The 18,721-nt window shown below is 68.6% G+C and carries 19 protein-coding genes; 10 read left to right on the forward strand and 9 right to left on the reverse strand.

Annotated features, from left to right (window positions below):
* Position 1: 1 nt before the first annotated feature.
* Positions 2–1,144: a glycosyltransferase gene (locus ACFSVL_RS13950; protein ID WP_378304085.1), complete on the forward strand. Its 1,143-nt coding sequence runs from the start codon at positions 2–4 to the stop codon at positions 1,142–1,144.
* A 425-nt stretch (positions 1,145–1,569) separates the two neighbouring features.
* Here ACFSVL_RS13950 and ACFSVL_RS13955 read toward each other — a convergent pair whose 3' ends face one another.
* Both ACFSVL_RS13955 and ACFSVL_RS13960 read right to left on the reverse strand, forming a co-directional pair.
* A complete protein-coding gene (locus ACFSVL_RS13955; protein ID WP_009084463.1) occupies positions 1,570–2,244 on the reverse strand; it encodes a Crp/Fnr family transcriptional regulator in 675 nt (224 codons plus the stop codon).
* A gap of 160 nt (positions 2,245–2,404) precedes the next feature.
* A complete protein-coding gene (locus ACFSVL_RS13960) occupies positions 2,405–2,656 on the reverse strand; it encodes a hypothetical protein (protein ID WP_037369289.1) in 252 nt (83 codons plus the stop codon).
* A gap of 237 nt (positions 2,657–2,893) precedes the next feature.
* Here ACFSVL_RS13960 and nth point away from each other — a divergent pair, with 237 nt between their 5' ends.
* From nth to ACFSVL_RS13985, 5 genes are all read left to right on the forward strand, one after another.
* Entirely contained in the window at positions 2,894–3,577 is a 684-nt protein-coding gene (gene nth, locus ACFSVL_RS13965) for an endonuclease III (protein ID WP_378304087.1), read from the forward strand.
* The gene (locus tag ACFSVL_RS13970) at positions 3,574–4,176 is read left to right on the forward strand and encodes a TlpA family protein disulfide reductase (protein ID WP_378304089.1); all 603 of its coding nucleotides are present in this window, start codon (positions 3,574–3,576) and stop codon (positions 4,174–4,176) included. Before nth ends, ACFSVL_RS13970 begins: the two co-directional genes overlap by 4 nt.
* Positions 4,173–4,889 carry an NUDIX hydrolase gene (locus ACFSVL_RS13975; protein WP_378304091.1) on the forward strand — a complete coding sequence of 239 codons (717 nt, stop codon included), beginning with the start codon at positions 4,173–4,175 and terminating at the stop codon, positions 4,887–4,889. The genes ACFSVL_RS13970 and ACFSVL_RS13975 overlap by 4 nt, the downstream gene beginning before the upstream one ends.
* Positions 4,890–4,896: 7 nt before the next feature.
* A complete protein-coding gene (locus ACFSVL_RS13980; RefSeq protein WP_378304093.1) occupies positions 4,897–6,081 on the forward strand; it encodes a MarP family serine protease in 1,185 nt (394 codons plus the stop codon).
* A 423-nt stretch (positions 6,082–6,504) separates the two neighbouring features.
* Positions 6,505–7,749 (forward strand): IS110 family transposase, encoded by a 1,245-nt coding sequence (locus tag ACFSVL_RS13985; protein WP_378304095.1) that lies wholly within the window; start codon positions 6,505–6,507, stop codon positions 7,747–7,749.
* 617 nt (positions 7,750–8,366) lie between these two features.
* Here the strand turns inward: ACFSVL_RS13985 and ACFSVL_RS13990 are convergent.
* From ACFSVL_RS13990 to nhaA, 3 genes are read right to left on the reverse strand one after another with little or no spacing between them, the layout of a single operon-like run.
* Positions 8,367–9,284, reverse strand: coding sequence for an alpha/beta fold hydrolase (locus tag ACFSVL_RS13990; protein ID WP_378304275.1), 918 nt, complete (start codon positions 9,282–9,284; stop codon positions 8,367–8,369).
* 21 nt (positions 9,285–9,305) lie between these two features.
* On the reverse strand, positions 9,306–9,803 hold the full coding sequence (locus ACFSVL_RS13995; RefSeq protein WP_378304097.1) for a phage holin family protein: 498 nt from the start codon (positions 9,801–9,803) through the stop codon (positions 9,306–9,308).
* A gap of 59 nt (positions 9,804–9,862) precedes the next feature.
* The gene (gene nhaA, locus ACFSVL_RS14000) at positions 9,863–11,047 is read right to left on the reverse strand and encodes a Na+/H+ antiporter NhaA (protein WP_378304099.1); all 1,185 of its coding nucleotides are present in this window, start codon (positions 11,045–11,047) and stop codon (positions 9,863–9,865) included.
* 288 nt (positions 11,048–11,335) lie between these two features.
* Here nhaA and ACFSVL_RS14005 point away from each other — a divergent pair, with 288 nt between their 5' ends.
* Positions 11,336–12,793: a peptide MFS transporter gene (locus ACFSVL_RS14005; RefSeq protein ID WP_378304101.1), complete on the forward strand. Its 1,458-nt coding sequence runs from the start codon at positions 11,336–11,338 to the stop codon at positions 12,791–12,793.
* Here ACFSVL_RS14005 and ACFSVL_RS14010 read toward each other — a convergent pair whose 3' ends face one another.
* The 4 genes from ACFSVL_RS14010 to ACFSVL_RS14025 all read right to left on the reverse strand — a co-directional run bounded on the left by ACFSVL_RS14010 (position 12,794) and on the right by ACFSVL_RS14025 (position 17,111).
* Complete coding sequence (locus ACFSVL_RS14010) at positions 12,794–13,516, reverse strand: VIT1/CCC1 transporter family protein (RefSeq protein ID WP_378304103.1); 723 nt, start codon at positions 13,514–13,516, stop codon at positions 12,794–12,796.
* A 274-nt stretch (positions 13,517–13,790) separates the two neighbouring features.
* Entirely contained in the window at positions 13,791–14,297 is a 507-nt protein-coding gene (locus ACFSVL_RS14015) for a DUF6319 family protein (protein WP_378304105.1), read from the reverse strand.
* Between the two features lie 137 nt (positions 14,298–14,434).
* Positions 14,435–16,414 (reverse strand): acetate--CoA ligase, encoded by a 1,980-nt coding sequence (gene acs, locus ACFSVL_RS14020; RefSeq protein WP_378304107.1) that lies wholly within the window; start codon positions 16,412–16,414, stop codon positions 14,435–14,437.
* A gap of 118 nt (positions 16,415–16,532) precedes the next feature.
* Positions 16,533–17,111, reverse strand: a complete 579-nt coding sequence (locus tag ACFSVL_RS14025) for a GNAT family N-acetyltransferase (protein WP_378304109.1) — start codon at positions 17,109–17,111, stop codon at positions 16,533–16,535.
* A 113-nt stretch (positions 17,112–17,224) separates the two neighbouring features.
* On the opposite strand from ACFSVL_RS14025, the gene ACFSVL_RS14030 reads away from it, so the two are divergent.
* The 3 genes from ACFSVL_RS14030 to ACFSVL_RS14040 all read left to right on the forward strand — a co-directional run.
* On the forward strand, positions 17,225–17,722 hold the full coding sequence (locus ACFSVL_RS14030; RefSeq protein WP_378304111.1) for a phosphoribosyltransferase: 498 nt from the start codon (positions 17,225–17,227) through the stop codon (positions 17,720–17,722).
* The gene (locus ACFSVL_RS14035) at positions 17,719–18,441 is read left to right on the forward strand and encodes an oxidoreductase (protein WP_378304112.1); all 723 of its coding nucleotides are present in this window, start codon (positions 17,719–17,721) and stop codon (positions 18,439–18,441) included. Before ACFSVL_RS14030 ends, ACFSVL_RS14035 begins: the two co-directional genes overlap by 4 nt.
* Positions 18,442–18,530: 89 nt before the next feature.
* The coding region (locus tag ACFSVL_RS14040; RefSeq protein WP_378304114.1) for an SDR family NAD(P)-dependent oxidoreductase at positions 18,531–18,721 on the forward strand (191 nt) is incomplete at its 3' end.

Genomic DNA, 18,721 nt, shown 5'->3' on the forward strand with positions numbered 1-18,721 from the left:
GATGCGGCTGATGTTCTCCTCCGGGGCCGGGTACAGCCATATCGCGCCGATGCTGCCGCTCGCTCGGGCCGCCCGAGCCGCCGGTGATGAGGTCGCGTTCGTGACCGGGCCGGAAGCCATGGGGTACTTGGAAAACACTGGCCTGCAAGCCGTGTCGGTGGGGCAGTCGAGCGGCCCTTCCGCTGCGGCCGCGATGTGGCAGCGGGCCCGCGAGGAGATGGCCGGGATGACCGCGGACGAGCGGCTCTCCCACCTGGTCGCCGAGTACATGGTCGGTTTCGGGGCGGCCGCGCGGCTTGACGACATGGTCGAGTTCGTCCGCGACTGGCGGCCGGATCTCGTCGTCGCCAACCTTGCCGAACGCGCTGCCGTGATGGCCGCGTGCCTGGTCGGAGTGCCGTATGCGATGCACGCGATCGGTCCGCCGAAGTCTGCCGCGACGATGGCGCGGGCCTGGGAAGTCGCCGACGGCCTGGTCCGCGAGCGCGGCCTCGACGGGTTGCCGCCGCGCGACGACGTGCCGTACCTGGACTTCTGGCCGGAGGGATTGAGCCCGGCCGGCGTCGCCTGGGAGTACCCGACCCGCTGGCCGCTCCAGCCGGCCGGAGTGGTGCCGGAACCAGGTCCGCGTCCGAAAGTGCTCGACGGTCTGCCGTATGACCGGACCGTCTACGTCACCCTCGGCACCACCCACAACGCCAGTCCGGGAGTGCTGGAGGCAATGGTGGCCGCGCTGCGCGACGAGCCGGTGAACGTCGTGGCGACGATCGGCCGGGACGGCGACGTCAGCCGGTTCGGCGAGCAGCCGGGCCACGTGCGAATCGAGCAGTTCGTGCCGCAGACGCAGCTGCTGCCGGCGGTCGACGCGGTGGTCTGTCATGGCGGTTCGGCGACCGTGCTGGGCGCGCTCGCGCACGGGGTGCCGTTGGTGGTCTCGCCGTTGGCGTCTGATCATTTCGAGGTCGCCGCGCAGGTCCAGGCCGCGGAAGCGGGGGTCGTGGTTGGCTCCGCCGACGGAATTCGCGACGCGGTACAGGCCGTGCTTGCCGACCGGCGGTACCGGGAGTCCGCCTTGTCCCTTGCCGCCCGGATTGCCGAACAACCCGCCCCGGACGCGGTGGTTGCTCGGTTGCGCGAGCTTTAAGGTCTCGATCCGGTAACAGCAGCTGGAATCCGCGTGAACAAGTGCAACGAAGACGCGGTCATGGCGTCCTTGAGGGTGAATGGCCTTGAATTCGTGGGTATTGGCCATGATGGTTGAACGACAGCCCGTTGCGGGCTGGACAGCACTGCAGCACCCAGCTCCCTCCGGCATATGGGTCGGGGCCTGGTCCGGAGGGCGGGGAGCGCGGATCGTCGGGGGATGATCCGTGCGCAGGCGAGGAGCCGGTGCGCCACGTCGGGGGTGGCGCCCGGCTCCTTGTCATTTTCCTGGTCGGCGCGACCGGAACGGGCGGCGACACGGTGCGGCGGCGGAATGCCGCTCATGTGGGGGACCACGCACGAAGGCCACCCCGGTAGGAGGTGGCCTTCGAAAAACCCGCGCGGATTAACCCACTCGGGGGAAGATCAGCGGGCGCGGCGAGCCAGCCGCTCCGGGTCGAGGATCAGCACGCTCTTGCCCTCGAGCCGCAGCCAGCCGCGGTGGGCGAAGTCGGCCAGTGCCTTGTTGACGGTCTCGCGGGACGCGCCGACGTACTGGGCGATCTCTTCCTGCGTCAGGTCGTGCGTGACCCGCAGCAGGCCCGCCTCCTGGCTGCCGAAGCGCTGCGCCAGCTGCAGCAGCGCACGCGCGACGCGGCCGGGGACGTCGGTGAAGATCAGCTCCGCGACCATGTTGTTCGTGCGGCGCAGGCGGCGCGCGACGACGCGCAGCAGCTGCTCGGCGATCTCCGGGCGGGTGGCGATCCACTGCCGCAGCGCCGGGCGGTCCATGGTGACCGCACGGACCTCGGTGACCGTGGTGGCACCGGACGTGCGCGGGCCGGGGTCGAAGATGGACAGTTCGCCGAACATGTCCGACGGACCGGCGATCCACAGCAGGTTCTCGCGGCCGTCCGGGGACTTGCGGCCGATCTTCACCTTGCCGGACTGGATGATGTACAGCCGGTCGCCCGGCTCGCCCTCGTTGAAGATGACATGGCCGCGGGGGAACTCCACGGATTCCAAGGTCTGGGCCAGCGCCTCCGCCGCAGCCGGCTCCACACCCTGGAAAATGCCCGCACGGGCCAGGGTTTCGTCCACCTCGGGTGCCTCCTCGTCGAGAAACGATCACTTCCTTCGCAGGTCGAAGGCAGTGTCGCCGATCACTTTCGCGTCAGTCTAGGGCGTGTCGGGCAGATCGCTCGTCGGCTCGCCGCGCACGGCACGGCCCGCCTGGAACGATCACGTCCGACTGAGGAGCCTAACTCCGCACCTTGCGGGCCCGTAGCCTGGCTGCCCGTCCGCCGAGCCTGCGGAGCCGGAACAGCTCCAGCGCGCGGCCGATCCCGTGCCCGTACAGCGCCCTGACCTCGTTGGGCTGGGCCTGCTCCAGGAACTCCTCGACCTCGTTCTCCTGCACCGCGACGTGCTTGAGCCGGCTTTCGACCCGCTCCATGAACAACGCGAAGAACATGATCACCAGCGGGACCAAGATCACGAACCACACGGTCATGCCACAGCTCCGCTGTTGTCGGTGACGCACTCGGTCATGGAACTCCAGATCCTCGCTCAGGGCGGACACGCGGCCCGCAGAGGTGGTGCTCTGGCGGTTCGGCCGTCCACCGGCGGATGCTCCCGACCGGCTCGTCCGACTCGCCCGTAGGCTAGCGGGGTGCCCCCTGTTGTCCCGAACGGGCCCCGCGCGGACCGCGACGAAAGCCGGCTCGCGCTTGTGAGACGCGCCCGGCGGATGAAACGTTGCCTCGATCAGGTTTATCCGGACGCGAAAGCCGAGCTGGACTTCACGAATCCGCTGGAATTGCTGGTCGCGGTGGTGTTGTCGGCGCAGACCACGGACGTGCGGGTGAACCTGGTCACGCCCGCGCTGTTCGCGAAGTACCGCACGGCGGCCGATTACGCCGGAGCCGAGCGCGCCGAACTCGAGGAATACCTGCGTACGACTGGGTTTTTCCGGGCGAAAGCGAATTCGCTGCTTGGTCTCGGCGCGGCGCTCGTGGAGCGCTACGACGGCGAGGTGCCGAACAAGCTGGACGACCTCGTCACGCTGCCCGGCGTCGGCCGCAAGACCGCGAATGTCGTGCTCGGCAACGCTTTTGACGTGCCGGGAATCACAGTGGACACCCACTTCGGCCGCCTCGTGCGGCGCTGGGGCTGGACCGCGGAAGAGGATCCGGTCAAGGTCGAGCACGCGGTCGGCGAGCTGATCCCGCGGAAAGAGTGGACGATGCTGTCCCACCGCGTGATTTTCCATGGCCGGCGCGTGTGCCACGCCCGGAAACCGGCCTGCGGCGCGTGTCCGCTGCGCAAGGACTGCCCGTCGTTCGGTGCCGGGCCCACCGAGTTCGAGGTGGCCGCGAAGCTGGTTAAAGGCCCGGAAAAGGACCACATTCTCGAGCTGGCGGCGCGCGGGTGACTGCAGTCACCAAATGGGCACTCGGGGTCGCGGTGCTGGCAGTGGCCGCGCTGGTCGCGGTGCTGACGCTCCGCGGCGGCGATTCGACTTCCGCGCCGCCCGCGTCCGGTGACCTCACCGCCGCGCGAGCAGCGGCGAAGCTGCAGGCTTGCCCGCCTGCCTCGGCGAAGGAGGTCGGCCAGCTGTCCGGGATCGAGGCGGACTGCCTCGGCGATGGGTCCCGGGTGGACGTTGGCAAGGTTTTCGGCGGCGGTCCGGTGCTGGTCAACGTGTGGGCGTCCTGGTGCCAGCCGTGCCGGACGGAACTGCCGGTGCTGCAGCGGTACGCCGCTGAGCCGGGCGCGGTGCGCGTCGTCGGCGTGCAGGTCGCGAGCCCGGCCGCGGACGGGCTGGGCCTGTTCGCGCGGCTCGGCGTGCACCTGCCGTCGCTGTATGACGGCGACGGCCAGACCGGTCCCATCCGCACCGCGCTCAAGGTGCCCTCGTCTTTGCCCGCGTCGTACCTGGTCACCGCGGACGGCCAGGTCCGGTTCATCGCGAGCCCGCGGTTGTTCGACAACACTGACCAGGTGCGCGCTGCTGTGAAGGACTACTCATGACCACCGGACCGCTCGTCGAACCCGAAGCCGTGCCAGAGTGGCTGCGGCCGCTGGTGAAGGTGTCCGGCGAGGTCGACAGCCGTACGTTCACCCGCTTCAGCCCGCCGGAAGACCTGCTTACGCGGGCCGCGGCGGTGCTGATCCTGTTCGGCGAACGGCCTGGCGGAGACGGCCCGGACGTCCTGTTGCAGCGGCGCGCGGACACGCTCGGCTCGCACGCCGGGCAGGTCTCGTTCCCCGGCGGCGGCGCGGAGGACGGCGATGACGGCCCGGTCGGCACGGCGCTGCGCGAGGCCGAGGAGGAGACCGGCGTCGACCCGTCGGGCATCCTGCCGGTCGCGGTGCTGCCGGAGCTGTTCGTGCCGGTGTCGAGGTTCGCGGTCACGCCGGTGCTGGCGCACTGGCACACTCCGTCGCCGGTCCGCGCGGTCGATCCGGCCGAGACGGCGGCGGTCGCGCGCGTCTCGCTGGCCGACCTCGCCGACCCGGCCAACCGGTTCACCGTGCGCCGCGGCGACGCGTCGTGGCGGGGGCCGGCGTTCACCGTCGACGGCCTGTTCGTGTGGGGCTTCACCGCCGGCCTGCTGTCCGTGCTGCTTTCGCTCGGCGGCTGGGAACGGGCGTGGGACACCGGCGACGTGCGCGAGCTTGACGTAGCGTGGGCCGAACATCAGGGCCGGTCGGCGGCCCGGGACGGCACTATCGAGGAGTGACGGCGCGGTGAACTGGGTCGATGTCGTCGTGCTGCTGCTCGCGGTCATGGCGGCGGTTTCCGGCGCGTTCCAGGGCGTGATCGTCGCGCTGCCCGCGCTGGTCGGGGTAGCGCTCGGCGCGGTGGCCGGGGTGAAGCTGGCCCCGTTCGTGATCAGCCTCTTCGACAGTCCGGTCGCGAAGGTCGCGTTCGCGTTCGCCGTGGTCGTGTTCCTGATCGTGCTCGGCGAGACGCTCGGCGTGTGGGTCGGGCGGAAGCTGCGGCAGAAGATCAATCCGGACAAGCTTTCCGGCATCGACAAGACGCTCGGCGCGATCCTGCAGGCGGCGGCGGTGTTCGTGGTCGCGTGGCTGGTCGCGAATCCGCTGACGACGGTGTCCGCGATTCCCGGGCTGGCGAAATCGATCAACTCCTCGGTGGTGCTGGGCAAGGTCAACGACCTGATGCCCGCCGAAGCGCAGGGGCTGCCGAGCGATTTGCGGAAACTGCTGGACGCGTCTGGGTTTCCGTCCGCGCTGTCGCCGTTTGAGAAGGCTCCTTCGGTGGATACGCCGCCGCCGGATACTTCGCTCAATGTGTCCGCGGTGGCCAAGCGGGTGCATTCGAGTGTGGTGAAGATTCGCGGGAATGCGCCTTCTTGTTCTCGGGCGCTTGAGGGGAGCGGGTTTGTTGTTGCGCCGCAGCGGGTGATGACGAACGCGCACGTGGTTGCCGGGACTGAAGAGGTCGGGATTGAGTCGACCTCGGGGGATTATCGGGCTCGGGTGGTTTATTTCAATCCGGAGGTCGATGTGGCGGTGCTGGCGGTGCCTGGGTTGCGGGCGCCGGTGTTGCCGTTTGCTCCGGAGACTGCGAAGGCTGGGGATAACGCGGTGGTGTTGGGGTATCCGTTGGATGGGCCTTATACCGCTACTCCGGCTCGGGTTCGGGGGCGGATCAATTTGCGTGGGCCGGATATTTATGACGCTCGTACTGTGCAGCGGGATGTGTTTACTATTCGCGGGACTGTGCGGAGTGGGAATTCTGGGGGGCCGATGATTACTCCTGAGGGGGAGGTTATCGGGGTGGTGTTTGGGGCTGCGGTGGAGGATCCGGAGACTGGGTTCACGTTGACCGCGGATCAGGTGCGGGCTGAGGTGGAGGCTGCTCCTTCTCAGGCTGATCGGGTTGGTACTGGGGCTTGTGCTAATTGACCGGGGGGTGTCCCTAATGACTTCCGAACGAGTTGATGGGTGCCTTTGGCTGGCTGTGTGATCCGGCGGCTGGTGTTCCTGCCGCTCGTTCCGGACGGGTGGGCTGGCGGATGTGCTCGGTGGACGTCTTGGGTGTCCCTGGGCTTGTGAGCCCTCCTGATAGAGCGGCGCGACCGGCGTGTCTGGGTCCCACCCGTCCACCTCCTGGGGCAGTTTGTTCGTCGTCCGAGCCCGTTCGCGCGGAGGACACCTCAGTGACCGGGAACCGTCGAGTTCTCCGTCGAGACCGGTGCCCGCGCGGATCGCTGGGATCGCGAACGGCTCAATCGGAGGTCAGGCCGCAGAGCCTCGTCATTAGGGCGCCGCGCGTTCTCGTCAGGGTGTCGGGACTAAAACAAACAGTCAGCTCAAGGAGAATTCAGAATGAAGGTGTTCTGCGGGATCGACTGGGCCGAAGATCATCACGACGTCGCCCTGGTCGACGCCGATGGCGTCCTGGTGTCCAAGCGCCGCATCGAGGACTCGGCCGGCGGCTTCGCCGAGCTGCTGGCCATGCTCGCCGACGCTGGCGACACAGCGGCCGATCCGATCCCGGTGGCGATCGAGACCCCGCGCGGTCTGTTGGTCGCCAACCTGCGACAGACCGGGCGGCGGGTCTACTCGATCAACCCGATGGCGGTGGCTCGCTATCGTGAGCGACACACCGTGTCGCGCAAGAAATCCGACCACGTCGATGCGATGACCCTGGCGAACATTCTGCGCACCGACGCCCACGCGCATCGGCCGCTGCCTGCCGACAGCGAACTGGCCCAGGCCGTCGCAGTGCTGTCCCGCGCAACCCAGGACGCCATCTGGCGGCGATCCCGCGCCACACAAGAACTTCGCGCTGCCCTTCGCGAGTACTACCCTGGCTTCCTCGCCGCGTTCGCCAAGGGCGGCGCCACCAACCTCGCGAGCGCCGAAGCGCGCGCGGTCCTGACTCTGGCGCCGACACCCGCCGCTGCTGCGAAGATCACCAAGACGCGCATCACCGCGGCTCTGCGTCGCGCAGGCCGCCAGCGCGGCATCGACGCCCTGGCAGCGCAGCTCCTCATCGACCTGCGCAAGCCGCAGTTGCGGCAGCCGCAGGCGGTCGAGGAGGCGTTCGGTCGCCAGTCGCTCGCGCTGCTGGCCACCCTGAACGCGGAGTGCGCCAGCGCGGACCAACTCACCGAGTCCACCACCGCGGCCTTCCAGCAGCACCCGGACTACGTGATCATCACCAGTTTCCCCGGCCTGGCCGATCTGTCCGGCGCGCGCGTCATGGGCGAGATCGGCGACGATCGTGCACGCTTCACCGATGCCCGCTCACTCAAAGCCTACGCCGGATCGGCACCTGTCACGCGGGCCTCGGGCCGCAGCATCTCCATCACCCGCCGGACCGTGAAGAACGACCGCCTCAACGCCACCGGCTTCGTCTGGGCTTTCGCCAGTATCGGCCGAGCCGGCGCGCCACGCGACCACTACCACCGTCGCCGAGCACGCGGCGACCGGCACGCGGCAGCCCTCCGACACCTGTTCAACCGCTTCCTCGGGCAGCTCTACCACTGCCTTCAGACCGGCCAACCATACGACCCAGCCAAGGCTTTCGACCCCGCACTCAGCGCACCAACCGCAGCCGCAGCTTGACAGTTAGCGGGATCGGAGGTCTATCAGCGGTCCCTCGATGCCACCAAACCCGGTGACACCACCCCCCGGATCATGGGTTCGACTGGGGGACTAAATCATGCCGGGCCCGGCGACCACGAACTCCTCGATCAGGAGCTGCGAAGAAGGTAACGGGGGGGCTCGTCGCCTGGCGGCGACATTGCGCCTCGTGGGTTGTGGGGGCACCCCGAAGCTTGATTGTGATGACGGTCTGAGGGTGCTTGTCAAGGCGGGAAAGATGCCTTGACAAGCACCCTCAGACCGCATTTTGGCTTCGTATCGGGGTGCGGGGGTGGTGTGGGTGCCTGGCTGGTTTGGGTGCGTTGGTGGCGGTTCTCGGCGGGGCGGGGCTAGCGCCCCAATGTGGCGTTGGGTGCGTTAGATGCACCGAATGCCACATTGGGTGCGTGGGATGCACCCAATGCCACATTGGGGCGCAGCGGCGGCGGGCGGCCAAGGTCTGTGAAGGACTCCTTGAGGGAATCTGGTTCCGTGAAGGGGCCCCTCACGGACGGGCGGGGTCGCCGAGGGGCTGTGAGGGGAACCCTGGGGGAATCAGGGGCTGTGAGGGTTCCCCTCACGGACGTCGGTCGTGAGGGTCAGCGCAGGAAGTCCACAACGGACTTGGTGACTCTGGCTGGGTCTTCTAGCTGGGGGAAGTGGCCGATGTCTGGCCAGATTCTGGGTTCGCTGTGGGGGCCTGCCCAGTGCACTGACGCTAGTGCGGTTTCCGGGAGGATGCAGGTGTCGTCTGCGCCGTGTAGTTGGAGTACGGGGGCGGCGATGCGGGCGCTGACGGCGTCGGTGAAACGCCTGCCTTCGCCGCGGAATTGGGCGCGGAAGGCCCAGCGGTAGTACTCCAGGGCGGAGTGTGCGACGCCGGGGACGAGCATGGCCTGGCGGAACGCGGGGATCGTCTCGGCGAAGTCCGAAGAGGACCGCCAGGGCTCGCCGGACCAGTTGGCGAACAGTTCTTCCACTGCCGCCGCGTTGTCGCGGACGAGCCATTTCTCCGGGGCCATCGGTACCTGGAAGCGGAAAAGGTGGCCGGCCGCGCGGATCTGGCTGCTGGTGCGCTTCACCGCGGACTTGAATGCCAGGGGATGCGCGGCACCGATCGCGGTCACTGAGGACACCAGCCGGGGATGCAACGCCGCGACCGTCCAGGCGAGCATGCCGCCCCAGGCATGGCCGACCAGGTGTGCTCGCCGGGCACCTAGGGCCTTGATCAGGCCGCCGACGTCGCCGGCCAGGGTCCATGCGTCGTAGCCGCGCGGAGGCTTATCCGAGTCGCCGTAGCCGCGCAGATCTACCGCTACCGCGCGGAAACCGGCGTCCGCCAGTGCGGGCAGCTGGTGCCGCCAGGTCCACCAGAACCCGGCGAACCCGTGCAGGAGCAGCACTAACGGACCCTCGCCGCACTCGGCGACGTGCAGGCGGATGCCGTTGGCCGAGACGTCGCGATGCGTCCACGGCCCGTCGACCCGCACGCTCGACGGGTCCGGCGTCAGCTCCACCACTGCGCGCGAGGGCTGACGTCAGCCCTGCGTCGACGGCAGGTCGTCGTCTTCGGCCTGCTTGCGCTTGAACGCCTCGGCCGTCTCCTTGACGCTGCTGATCGTGCGCTCCGGCGCGCGCAGCTTCTTCACCTTGCGCCAGCCGAGGAACGCGGTCGCGCCCGTGGTGACGAGCATCAGGCCGAACACCGTCGCGAACGCGGGCCAGCGGATGCCCCACCAGTCCGACAGGCCCTCGGCGATCAGCAGGAACAGGAAGAAGGTGCTGTACAGAAAGACGGTGAGGGCGATCAGGAAGAAGACCGTCCCCTTGAGCGCCTTCTTCGCTTCCTGCGCCAGCTCGGCTTTCGCCAGCTCGATCTCGGCGCGGACCAGCGTCGACAGGTGCTGGGTGGCATCGCCGACGAGCTTGCCGATGGACTGCTCGCTCGCCGCGGCTTCCTCGTCGCTGGACAGGGGCAGGTACGGCACGGCCCCCACGCCGTCGGGGCTGGTGCGCTCGTGTTTGGGGCTGCTCACTGGGTCATCGTGCCACGTGGCCGTTCCCCAGGCGCGACGGACCGGCGGGAGTGTCGGGATCAGTCCGCGTTCGCGTGTACCCGGCTGCGCCGCAGGAGCAGCAGAGCCGCCGCCAGCGAGGCGATCGCGGACGCGATCAGGACCGCCGCCTTGGCCACTTCAGCCGCCTCGCCGGGCAGTGCGAGTTCGGCGATCAGCAGGCTGACGGTGAACCCGACGCCGCCGAGCACGGACAGCGCCGCGACGTCTCGCCAGCTCATCCCGTTGGGCTTCTCCGCCACGTGCAGCTTCACCGCCAGCAGGCTCGCGCCGAAGATGCCGACGAACTTCCCGACGACCAGTCCGAAGAGGACAGCCAGCGGCAACGCGGTGGTGAAGACCGTGGACAGCGCGTCGCTGTTCACCGAGATTCCCGCGGCGAACAAGGCGAACACCGGCACCGCGACCGCGGCCGACCACGGCTGCAACCGGTGCTCAAGCCGGACCGCGGGCGATTCTTCCTCGCCCTCGTCCTCACGGACGCGGGTGAGCAGCCCGAGCGCGACGCCGGCGATCGTCGCGTGGATGCCCGCCGAATGCACCGCGACCCAGGTGATCAGCGCGATCGGCACGTACAGCCACGGAGTGCGGACGCGTTTGTGCTGCAGGAAGGCGTAAAGCCCGAGTGCGACCACCGCGACCGCCGCCGCGATCAGGTTGAAACTGCTGGTGAAGAGGATCGCGATGACGAGGATCGCGCCAAGGTCGTCCACCACGGCGAGGGAAAGCAGGAAGACCCGCGCGCTGCTGGGCAGGTTCGAGGCGGTCAGCGCGAGCACGCCGAGCGCGAACGCGATGTCCGTGGCCACCGGGATCGCCCACGCGCGGTCGGCGCCCGGCGTGCCCCAGGCGATCGAGAGCGCGAGCACCGCGGGCACGACCATCCCGCCGATCGCGGCGATCACCGGGAGCACGGCTTGGCGCCACCGCGACAGCTCGCCGACCACCAGTTCCCGTTTGAGTTCCAGCCCGGCGACGAAGAAGAACAGCGCGAGCAGCCCGTCCTTGGCCCAGTCGCCGAGGGTGAGGTTGAGGTGCAGGAACTCCGGGCCGAGCCGGAAGTCGCGCAGCGCCTCGTACGCGGGCGCGAGCGGCGAGTTGGCCCAGACCAGGGCGACCGCGGTGGCGGCGAGCAGGATCAGCCCGCCGGTGGTTTCCGTGCGGAGGAAACGGGCGAATTCGGCGACGGCGCGGGCTGGGGTCACGAACAACTCCTTGTGGGGACGGCGGCTCTCCCGCCGACCAGACTTCCCGGCACACCGATGTCCAGTTTACCGTCCGCAGTCGCCGATTACCGGCCGTTGTGACGAACGGCAAGCCGGGAGCTGCCCGATGACGCTCGCACCGCCGGGCGTCCAGCGCAAACGCAGGTCAGCCCATCGCGTCGCTCAAGTTGTCTAGTCCATACTGGCGCCGGTTTTTCGTTCACCTGTTCGCCTTCTAGCATGCGAGGAGAGAACGACAATGCTGTTGAATACAGGGACGAGGCAGTAGTGAGCACCCCTATCGACGCCCAGCACGACACGAGATTCTTCGGGCACCCGCGGGGGTTGGCCAACCTCTTCGGCGTGGAGATGTGGGAGCGCTTCTCCTTCTACGGGATGCAGGGCATCCTCGCCATCTACCTCTACTACCAGGCCGACAAGGGCGGCTTGGGGATCGACCAGAGCGCCGCGCTCGGCATCGTCGGCGCGTACGGCGGCACGGTCTACCTCGCCACGGTCGTCGGCGCGTGGATCGCCGACCGGCTCCTCGGCTCTGAACGCACGCTGTTCTACAGCGCCGTCGTGGTGATGATCGGGCACATCGCGCTGGCGGTGCTGCCCGGGCTGACCGGCGTCGGCGTTGGTCTCGCCTGCGTCGCGCTCGGGTCCGGCGGGCTCAAGGGCAACGCGACCTCGGTCGTCGGCACGCTGTACGCCGAGGGCGACGAGCGACGCGACGCCGGCTTCACGATCTTCTACATGGGCGTCAACCTCGGCGGGTTCATCGGCCCGCTGCTGACCGGGCTCGCCCAGCAGAACGGCGGCTTCCACCTCGGCTTCGGGCTCGCCGCGATCGGGATGGCGCTCGGCCTGATCCAGTACTCGATCGGGCGAAAGAACCTCGGCGCGAAGGCGTCCGAGGTACCGAATCCGCTGCTCGCCTCGCAGCGCCTGCTCGTGATCGGCGTCGCCGTGGCGATCATCGCCGCGATCGTCGCGCTGATCATGTCCGGCGTGGTCACCCCGGACAACCTCGCCGACGTCGTGGTCTACGTGGTCATCGCGATCTCGGTGGTGTACTTCGTGACGATCCTCGCCAGCAAGAAGATCACCTCGGACGAGCGCAGCCGGGTGCTGTCGTTCATCCCGATGTACATCGCGAGCGCCGCGTTCTGGTCGCTGTACCAGCAGCAGTCGACGGTGGTCGCGGTCTACAGCGACCAGCGGCTCGACCGTGACCTGTTCGGCTGGACGATGCCGGTGTCCTGGGTCAACTCGATCAACCCGGTGTTCATCATCGTGTTCGCGCCGGTGGTCGCGGCGATCTGGACGAAGCTCGGCCCGAAGCAGCCGTCGACGCCGATGAAGTTCGTGCTCGGCACCGTGTTCATGGGCATCGCGTTCCTGCTGTTCCTGACGATGGCGCACACCGGTGAGAACGGCAGCCCGCTGATCGCGCTGGCCGGCATCCTGCTGGTGTTCACGATCGCCGAGCTGATGCTGTCGCCGGTCGGGCTTTCGCTGTCGACAAAGCTCGCGCCGGAGGCGTTCCGCACGCAGATGGTGGCGCTGAACTTCCTGTCGGTGTCACTGGGCACGGCGATGTCGGGCAAGCTCGCGCAGTCCTACGACCCGCACGACGAGGTGCCGTACTTCAGCATCATCGGCGGGGTCGCAGTCGCGGTCGGGCTGGCGCTGTTCGCGTTGATTCCGGTGATCCGCCGCCTGATGCGCGGCGTGCACTAGCTAGCCGACGGTGGTGCCGAAAAGCACCCCGACGAAGTAAGTGACGAGCATGGTGAGGGCGCCGACGCCGACGTTTCGGAGGATCGCGCGCCCCACCTGCGCGTTGCCGAGCCGCGCGCTCACGAAACCGGTGAGCGTGAGGCCGACGACCACCGCCAGCGCGCAGGCCCAGACCCGGACGCCGATCGACGTCCAGGCGATCGCCAGCAACGGCAGCAGCGCGCCGACGGAGAACGCCAGCAGCGACGCCCACGCCGCCTGCCACGGGCTGGTCAGGTTGTCCGGGTCGATGCCCAGTTCGGCTTCCGCGTGCGCCTGCAGCGGATCCTTGTCGGTCAGCTCGCGGGCGACCTGCTTCGCCAGCTCCGGGGACAGGCCCTTGTCCTCGTAGAGCTGCGCGAGTTCGCGTTCCTCGGCTTCCGGCATCGTTTTCAGTTCGTGCTTCTCAAGCCGCAGCAGCGCGCGTTCGGTGTCCCGCTGAGTGCTCACGCTCACGTATTCCCCGCCGGCCATGGAAAACGCGCCGGCGACGAGCCCGGCAATTCCGGCGGTGAGGATCGCGGTGCTGTCGGTGGTGGCTCCCGCGACCCCGACGACGATGCCCGCGACGGACACGATCCCGTCGTTCGCACCGAGAACCCCGGCGCGCAGCCAGTTCAGCTTGCCGCCGACGTCCTCGTGCGGTTCGTGCGCGTGCACCGCGTCGCCCATCGTTTCGGTCACGTCTTAAGTGAATCACGGAAATTGTTTCCGCGCGACATTTTCCTGCCTGCTGGAATTCGGTTAAGAAAGGCAATCCTCAATGAATTGTGCCTTGCCTGACCTGGCGAATAGCCGGGGTCCGGCAGGCGATGCGGAAGTCCGTGAGGGGAACCCTGAGGGAATCAGAGTCCGTGAAGGTTCCCTTCACGGACTTCTGGGGGCGGAGCCTGAAACGACGAACGCCCGGGTCCAGTGCCCACGAGGGACGCTGGACCCGGGCGAACCGGGGTCGTGCTCAGTTGTCGAGTTCGGCCAGTGCCGCCTTCGCGGCTTCCAGCTCGGCCTCCAGCTGCGCGACCTTCGCGGCCTGCGCCTCGCGGGCGGCGTTGATGACCTCGTCGATCGGGCCGGACAGCTCTTCGTGCAGTTCCTTCGCCGCGCGCGACACCGCCGCGGCCGGGACTGCCAGGCCCTTCGCGACCCACTTGGCGCCGTTCTTCAGCTCGGCCTGCCACTCGCCGTCCGCCGTGCCGGTGACGGTCAGCGTCAGCTCCACCGTGCGGGTCTTCTTCGCCGTCGACGCCGCGGCCTTCGGGCGGCCGCGCTTCGGCTTCGGCGAGTCGACGGCCGGGGTCTCTTCAGACTCCGGCGCGGGCTTCGGGGCGTCCGAAGCCGTCTCCGCGGGAGCGGTGGTGGACTCGGCGACTTCCGGGGTCTCCGGGGTGCCGGCGGCCTGCGGCGCTGACGCCGCCGCCGTCTCGGCCGCAGTGTCCTCGTCGTGCGTCAAGGCTTCCACGGACATTCGTGTCGTCTCCTTGCCCGGATCTGGGTTGGGTACGCGGGCATCTTAGAACATGCGTTCGATGCCCGCACTTTCAGGGGATCAATGCAGGAAGGGACCCTCCCAGCCGGGAGAGCCCCTTCCTGACGGTGAAGAACTTACTCCTCCTTGCCGGAGTTCAGCCCGGAGGAGATGAGGTCCATGACCGACGAGTCGGCGAGCGTGGTGACGTCGCCGATCTGGCGGTTCTCCGCGACGTCGCGCAGCAGCCGGCGCATGATCTTGCCGGAGCGGGTCTTCGGCAGCTCGGCCACGACCATGATCTGCCGCGGCTTCGCGATCGGCCCGATCTCCTTCGCGACGTGGTTGCGCAGCTCCTGCACCGCGGCGTCCCCGCCGTCCCCGGCGTTGCCGCGCAGGATCACGAACGCGACGATGCCCTGCCCGGTGGTCGGGTCGGTCGCGCCGACGACCGCGGCCTCGGCGACCGTCGGGTGCGACACGAGCGCGGACTCGACCTCGGTGGTGGAGATCCGGTGGCCGGACACGTTCATCACGTCGTCCACGCGGCCGAGCAGCCAGATGTCGCCGTCGTCGTCGTACTTCGCGCCGTCGCCTGCGAAGTAGTAACCCTGCTCGGAGAAGCGGGACCAGTAGGTGTCGCGGAAGCGCTCGTCGTCGCCCCATACCCCGCGCAGCATCGACGGCCACGGCTTGTCCAGCACCAGGTATCCGCCGCCGCCGTGCGGGACCTCGGTGCCGGTGTCGTCCACGACCTTCGCCGAGATGCCCGGCAGCGCGCGCTGCGCGGAACCCGGCTTGGCCGAGGTGACGCCGGGCAGCGGCGAGATCATGATCGAGCCGGTCTCGGTCTGCCACCAGGTGTCCACGACCGGAGTCTTGTTCGCGCCGATCTTCTCGCGGTACCAGATCCAGGCCTCGGGGTTGATCGGCTCGCCGACGCTGCCAAGCACCCGCAGCGACGAGAGGTCGTACTTCGCCGGGATGTCCTCGCCCCACTTCATGAAGGTGCGGATCAGCGTCGGCGCGGTGTAGTAGATCGAGACCTTGTACTTCTGGATGATCTCCCAGTGCCTGCCCTCGTGCGGCGTGTTCGGCGTGCCTTCGTAAACCACCTGGGTCACGCGGTTCGCCAGCGGGCCGTACACGATGTACGAGTGCCCGGTGATCCAGCCGATGTCGGCGGTGCACCAGTAGACGTCTTCGCCCGGCTTGTGGTCGAACACGACGTTGTGGGTGTACGCGGTCTGGGTCAGGTAGCCGCCGGAGGTGTGCAGGATGCCCTTCGGCTTACCCGTGGTGCCCGACGTGTACAGGATGAACAGCGGGTGCTCGGAATCGAACGCTTCCGGCTGGTGCTCGGCGGACTGCCCGTCGACCAGTTCGTGCCACCACAGGTCGCGGCCCTCGGTCCACGGCGTCTCGCCTTCGAGGTCGCTGCCGGTGCGCTTGACGACGATGACCTTCTGCACGGTTTCCGCGCCCTGCAAGGCTTCGTCGACGTTCGCCTTCATCGGCGCGGCCTTGCCGCGGCGGTACTGACCGTCCGAAGTGATCACGATCTTCGCCGCCGCGTCGTCCACCCGCGCGCGCAGCGCGGTCGGCGAGAAGCCGCCGAACACCACGCTGTGCAGAGCACCGATCCGCGCGCACGCCAGCATCGCGAAGATCGCCTCGGGCACCATCTGCAGCTGGATCGCCACGACGTCGCCTGCGACCACGCCCAGCGACGACAGCGCGTTCGCGGCCTTCGAGACCTCGTCCTTCAGCTGCGCGTAGGTGATGTCGCGAGTGTCGCCCGGTTCGCCGACCCAGTGGATCGCGACCTGGTCCCCGTGGCCGGACTCGACGTGCCGGTCCACGCAGTTGTACGCGACGTTCAGCTTCCCGCCGACGAACCACTTCGCGAACGGCGCATTGGTCCAGTCCAATACCTGGGACCACTTGGTGTCCCAGGACAGCCGCTCGGCCTGTCCGGCCCAGAACTGCTCCCGGTCAGCGTCCGCCGTCGCATACAAATCCGCCTTCGCGTTCGCCTGACCAGCGAACTCGGCACTGGGCGGAAACGTACGGCTCTCGGTGAGCAGGTTGTCCAACGCTGGGGACTGCTCGGTCATGGTGCAAAGCCTCCTGTAGTGCGAACCCGCGGCGCAGGGAACGCTAGCGACGTTAGTCCGCCTACGACAAGGTTGCAGCCACGTTGCGCGCACAGCGCCAAGCGAAGTGCGGCGAGGCTCAGCCGAGGCGGGCGAGCAACCGGGCGCGGGCGCCCGGCCACTCGGCGTCCGTCATCGAGTAGAGCACCGTGTCGCGGGTCGTGCCGTCCGGGCGGATCCGGTGCGCCCGCAGCACGCCCTCGCGCAGCGCGCCGAGCCGTTCGATCGCGCGTTGCGAACGGAGGTTGCGGTTGTCGGTTTCCCACGCGACGCGCTGGGCTCCCCAGTCCTCGAAGGCGTTGCGCAGCAGGAGGAATTTGGCCTCGGTGTTGAGCGCGGTGCGCTGGAAGTCCGCGCCGATCCAGGTGTGCCCGATCGACAGGATCCGGTGTTTCGCTACTACCTGGTAATACGAGGTGGTGCCCGCGACGCGGCCGGACGCGACGTCGATCTGCGCCCACGCGCGGCGGTCTGGGTCGGCCAGCGCGTCCTTGACCATCGTCTCGGCTTCGCCGAGGTCGGCGGGCTGGCGGACGCTCAGCCAGGCCCAGATGGCCGGGTCGGTTCCCGCGTCGAGCAGGCCGGCCGCGTGCTCGGTGGTGAGGGGTTCGAGCCGTACGTGGCGGCCGGACAGAATGGGGTGCTCGCTCCAGGTCACGGGCTCACGCTACGTCGGCAAGTGGCAGTGTCGCAGTGCCATTTCCCAATCATTTCGGCAGTCCACTTTCCGGCCGCTTATGCTCCCAGGACCACCTGAGAAAGAGAGCGCGCATGGCCGAGGAGCGAGAAAACCTCACCTGGGAGTTGTTCGGTTCGGCGAGCCGCGAACTGGCACAGGAGGTGGCCGCGGACGGGTTCGTGCCCGACCTCATCCTCTCCATCGCGCGCGGCGGGCTGTTCGTCGCCGGCGCGCTCGGGTACGCGCTCGACGTGAAGAACCTGCACGTGATGAACGTCGAGTTCTACACCGGGATCGACCAGCGGCTGGACCTTCCGGTCATGCTGCCGCCGGTGCCCAACGTGGTGGATCTCACACACAAGAAGGTGCTGGTCGCCGACGACGTCGCGGACACCGGGGCGACGCTCAAGCTGGTCCGGGACTTCTGCGCGGACCACGTCGCGGACGTGCGGTGCGCGGTGGTTTACGAGAAGCCCGCTTCGACGGTGAAGTGCGAGTACGTGTGGAAGCGGACTGACCGGTGGATCAACTTCCCGTGGTCGGTGCTGCCTCCGGTGGTCCAGCGGGCGGGGCAGGTGCTCGACGCATGAGTGATCCGTTGAAGCCGTTGCTGGAGCTGGACGGCGTTGCCGCGGCGGCCAAGGCGGCGCAGGACGCGGTGTTCGCCGTGCACCGGTTGCCCGCGAACCTGCGTGGCGGGGCGGAAACCGCGGCCGAGGCGTCGGTCCGGGCGGCGAGGGCTTCGGCGGGGATCGACGGCGCTAACCCCGAATTGCCCGAGGACGGGTCGGTGACTGACCCGTTGCTCGCCGGGGCGTTGCGGGTGGCGGAAAAGCTGGAGTCGTTGCTGCCGACGTGGCGGCGGGCTCCGTTGCAGGCGTTGGCGCGGCTGCATTTGCTGGCCGCGTCCGATGTGGTGGCTGACCCGGATCAGCTCGGCCGGCCGCAGCGCGGGGGCGAGCGGCTGGAGATGCTGGCTCAGCTGGTCACCGGGGCGACCTCGGTGCCCGGGCCGGTGCTCACCGCGGTGGTGCACGGCGAACTGCTCGCGCTGGCTCCGTTCGGTTCGGCGGACGGCGTGGTCGCCCGGGCGGCGGCTCGGCTGTCGATGATCGCCACCGGGCTGGACCCGAAGGCGTTGACGGTGCCGGAGGTGGCCTATTTCCGGCGGGTTCCTCGATACGTCGAGCTGGCTGAGGGCTTTGCCGCCGGGACGCCGGACGGCGTGCGCGAGTGGCTGCTCTTCTGCTGCGAGGCTTTCGAAACCGGGGCGAACGAGGCACGGAGCATCTCGTCGGCCGCTGGCTGACCGGTGTGGCTTGACCACATCCACGGACGGCACTCTGTAGTGGATTGAGCCATGGTCGCCCTGGTCGGAGCGACTTACTGTTTCCGGCCATGACCAGTGACAGTTCCCTCGCCGGACGCACGGTGCTGGTGACCGGCGGCGGCAGCGGCATCGGGCTCGCTTGCGTGCGGGCGTTCGGTGCCGCTGGGGCGAAGGTGCACGTGGTGGACGTCGCCGGCGCGGAGGCGGCGGCCGCCGAGGTCGGCGGGCAGGCGCACGGGGTGGATCTGACCGACCCGGC

The sequence above is a fragment of the Amycolatopsis silviterrae genome (assembly GCF_042684085.1).
In the GTDB taxonomy this organism is placed as follows: Bacteria; Actinomycetota; Actinomycetes; order Mycobacteriales; family Pseudonocardiaceae; genus Amycolatopsis; species Amycolatopsis silviterrae.

Bases quoted from the DNA above. Each gene is read 5' to 3' on its own strand.
- nth (WP_378304087.1), top strand. From the start codon at position 2,894: ATGAAACGTTGCCTCGATCAGGTTTATCCGGACGCGAAAGCCGAGCTG.
- ACFSVL_RS14015 (WP_378304105.1), bottom strand. From the start codon at position 14,297: ATGTCCGTGGAAGCCTTGACGCACGACGAGGACACTGCGGCCGAGACG.
- ACFSVL_RS13985 (WP_378304095.1), top strand. From the start codon at position 6,505: ATGAAGGTGTTCTGCGGGATCGACTGGGCCGAAGATCATCACGACGTC.
- acs (WP_378304107.1), bottom strand. From the start codon at position 16,414: ATGACCGAGCAGTCCCCAGCGTTGGACAACCTGCTCACCGAGAGCCGT.
- ACFSVL_RS14030 (WP_378304111.1), top strand. From the start codon at position 17,225: ATGGCCGAGGAGCGAGAAAACCTCACCTGGGAGTTGTTCGGTTCGGCG.
- ACFSVL_RS13950 (WP_378304085.1), top strand. From the start codon at position 2: ATGCGGCTGATGTTCTCCTCCGGGGCCGGGTACAGCCATATCGCGCCG.
- ACFSVL_RS13960 (WP_037369289.1), bottom strand. From the start codon at position 2,656: ATGACCGTGTGGTTCGTGATCTTGGTCCCGCTGGTGATCATGTTCTTC.
- ACFSVL_RS13975 (WP_378304091.1), top strand. From the start codon at position 4,173: ATGACCACCGGACCGCTCGTCGAACCCGAAGCCGTGCCAGAGTGGCTG.
- ACFSVL_RS14035 (WP_378304112.1), top strand. From the start codon at position 17,719: ATGAGTGATCCGTTGAAGCCGTTGCTGGAGCTGGACGGCGTTGCCGCG.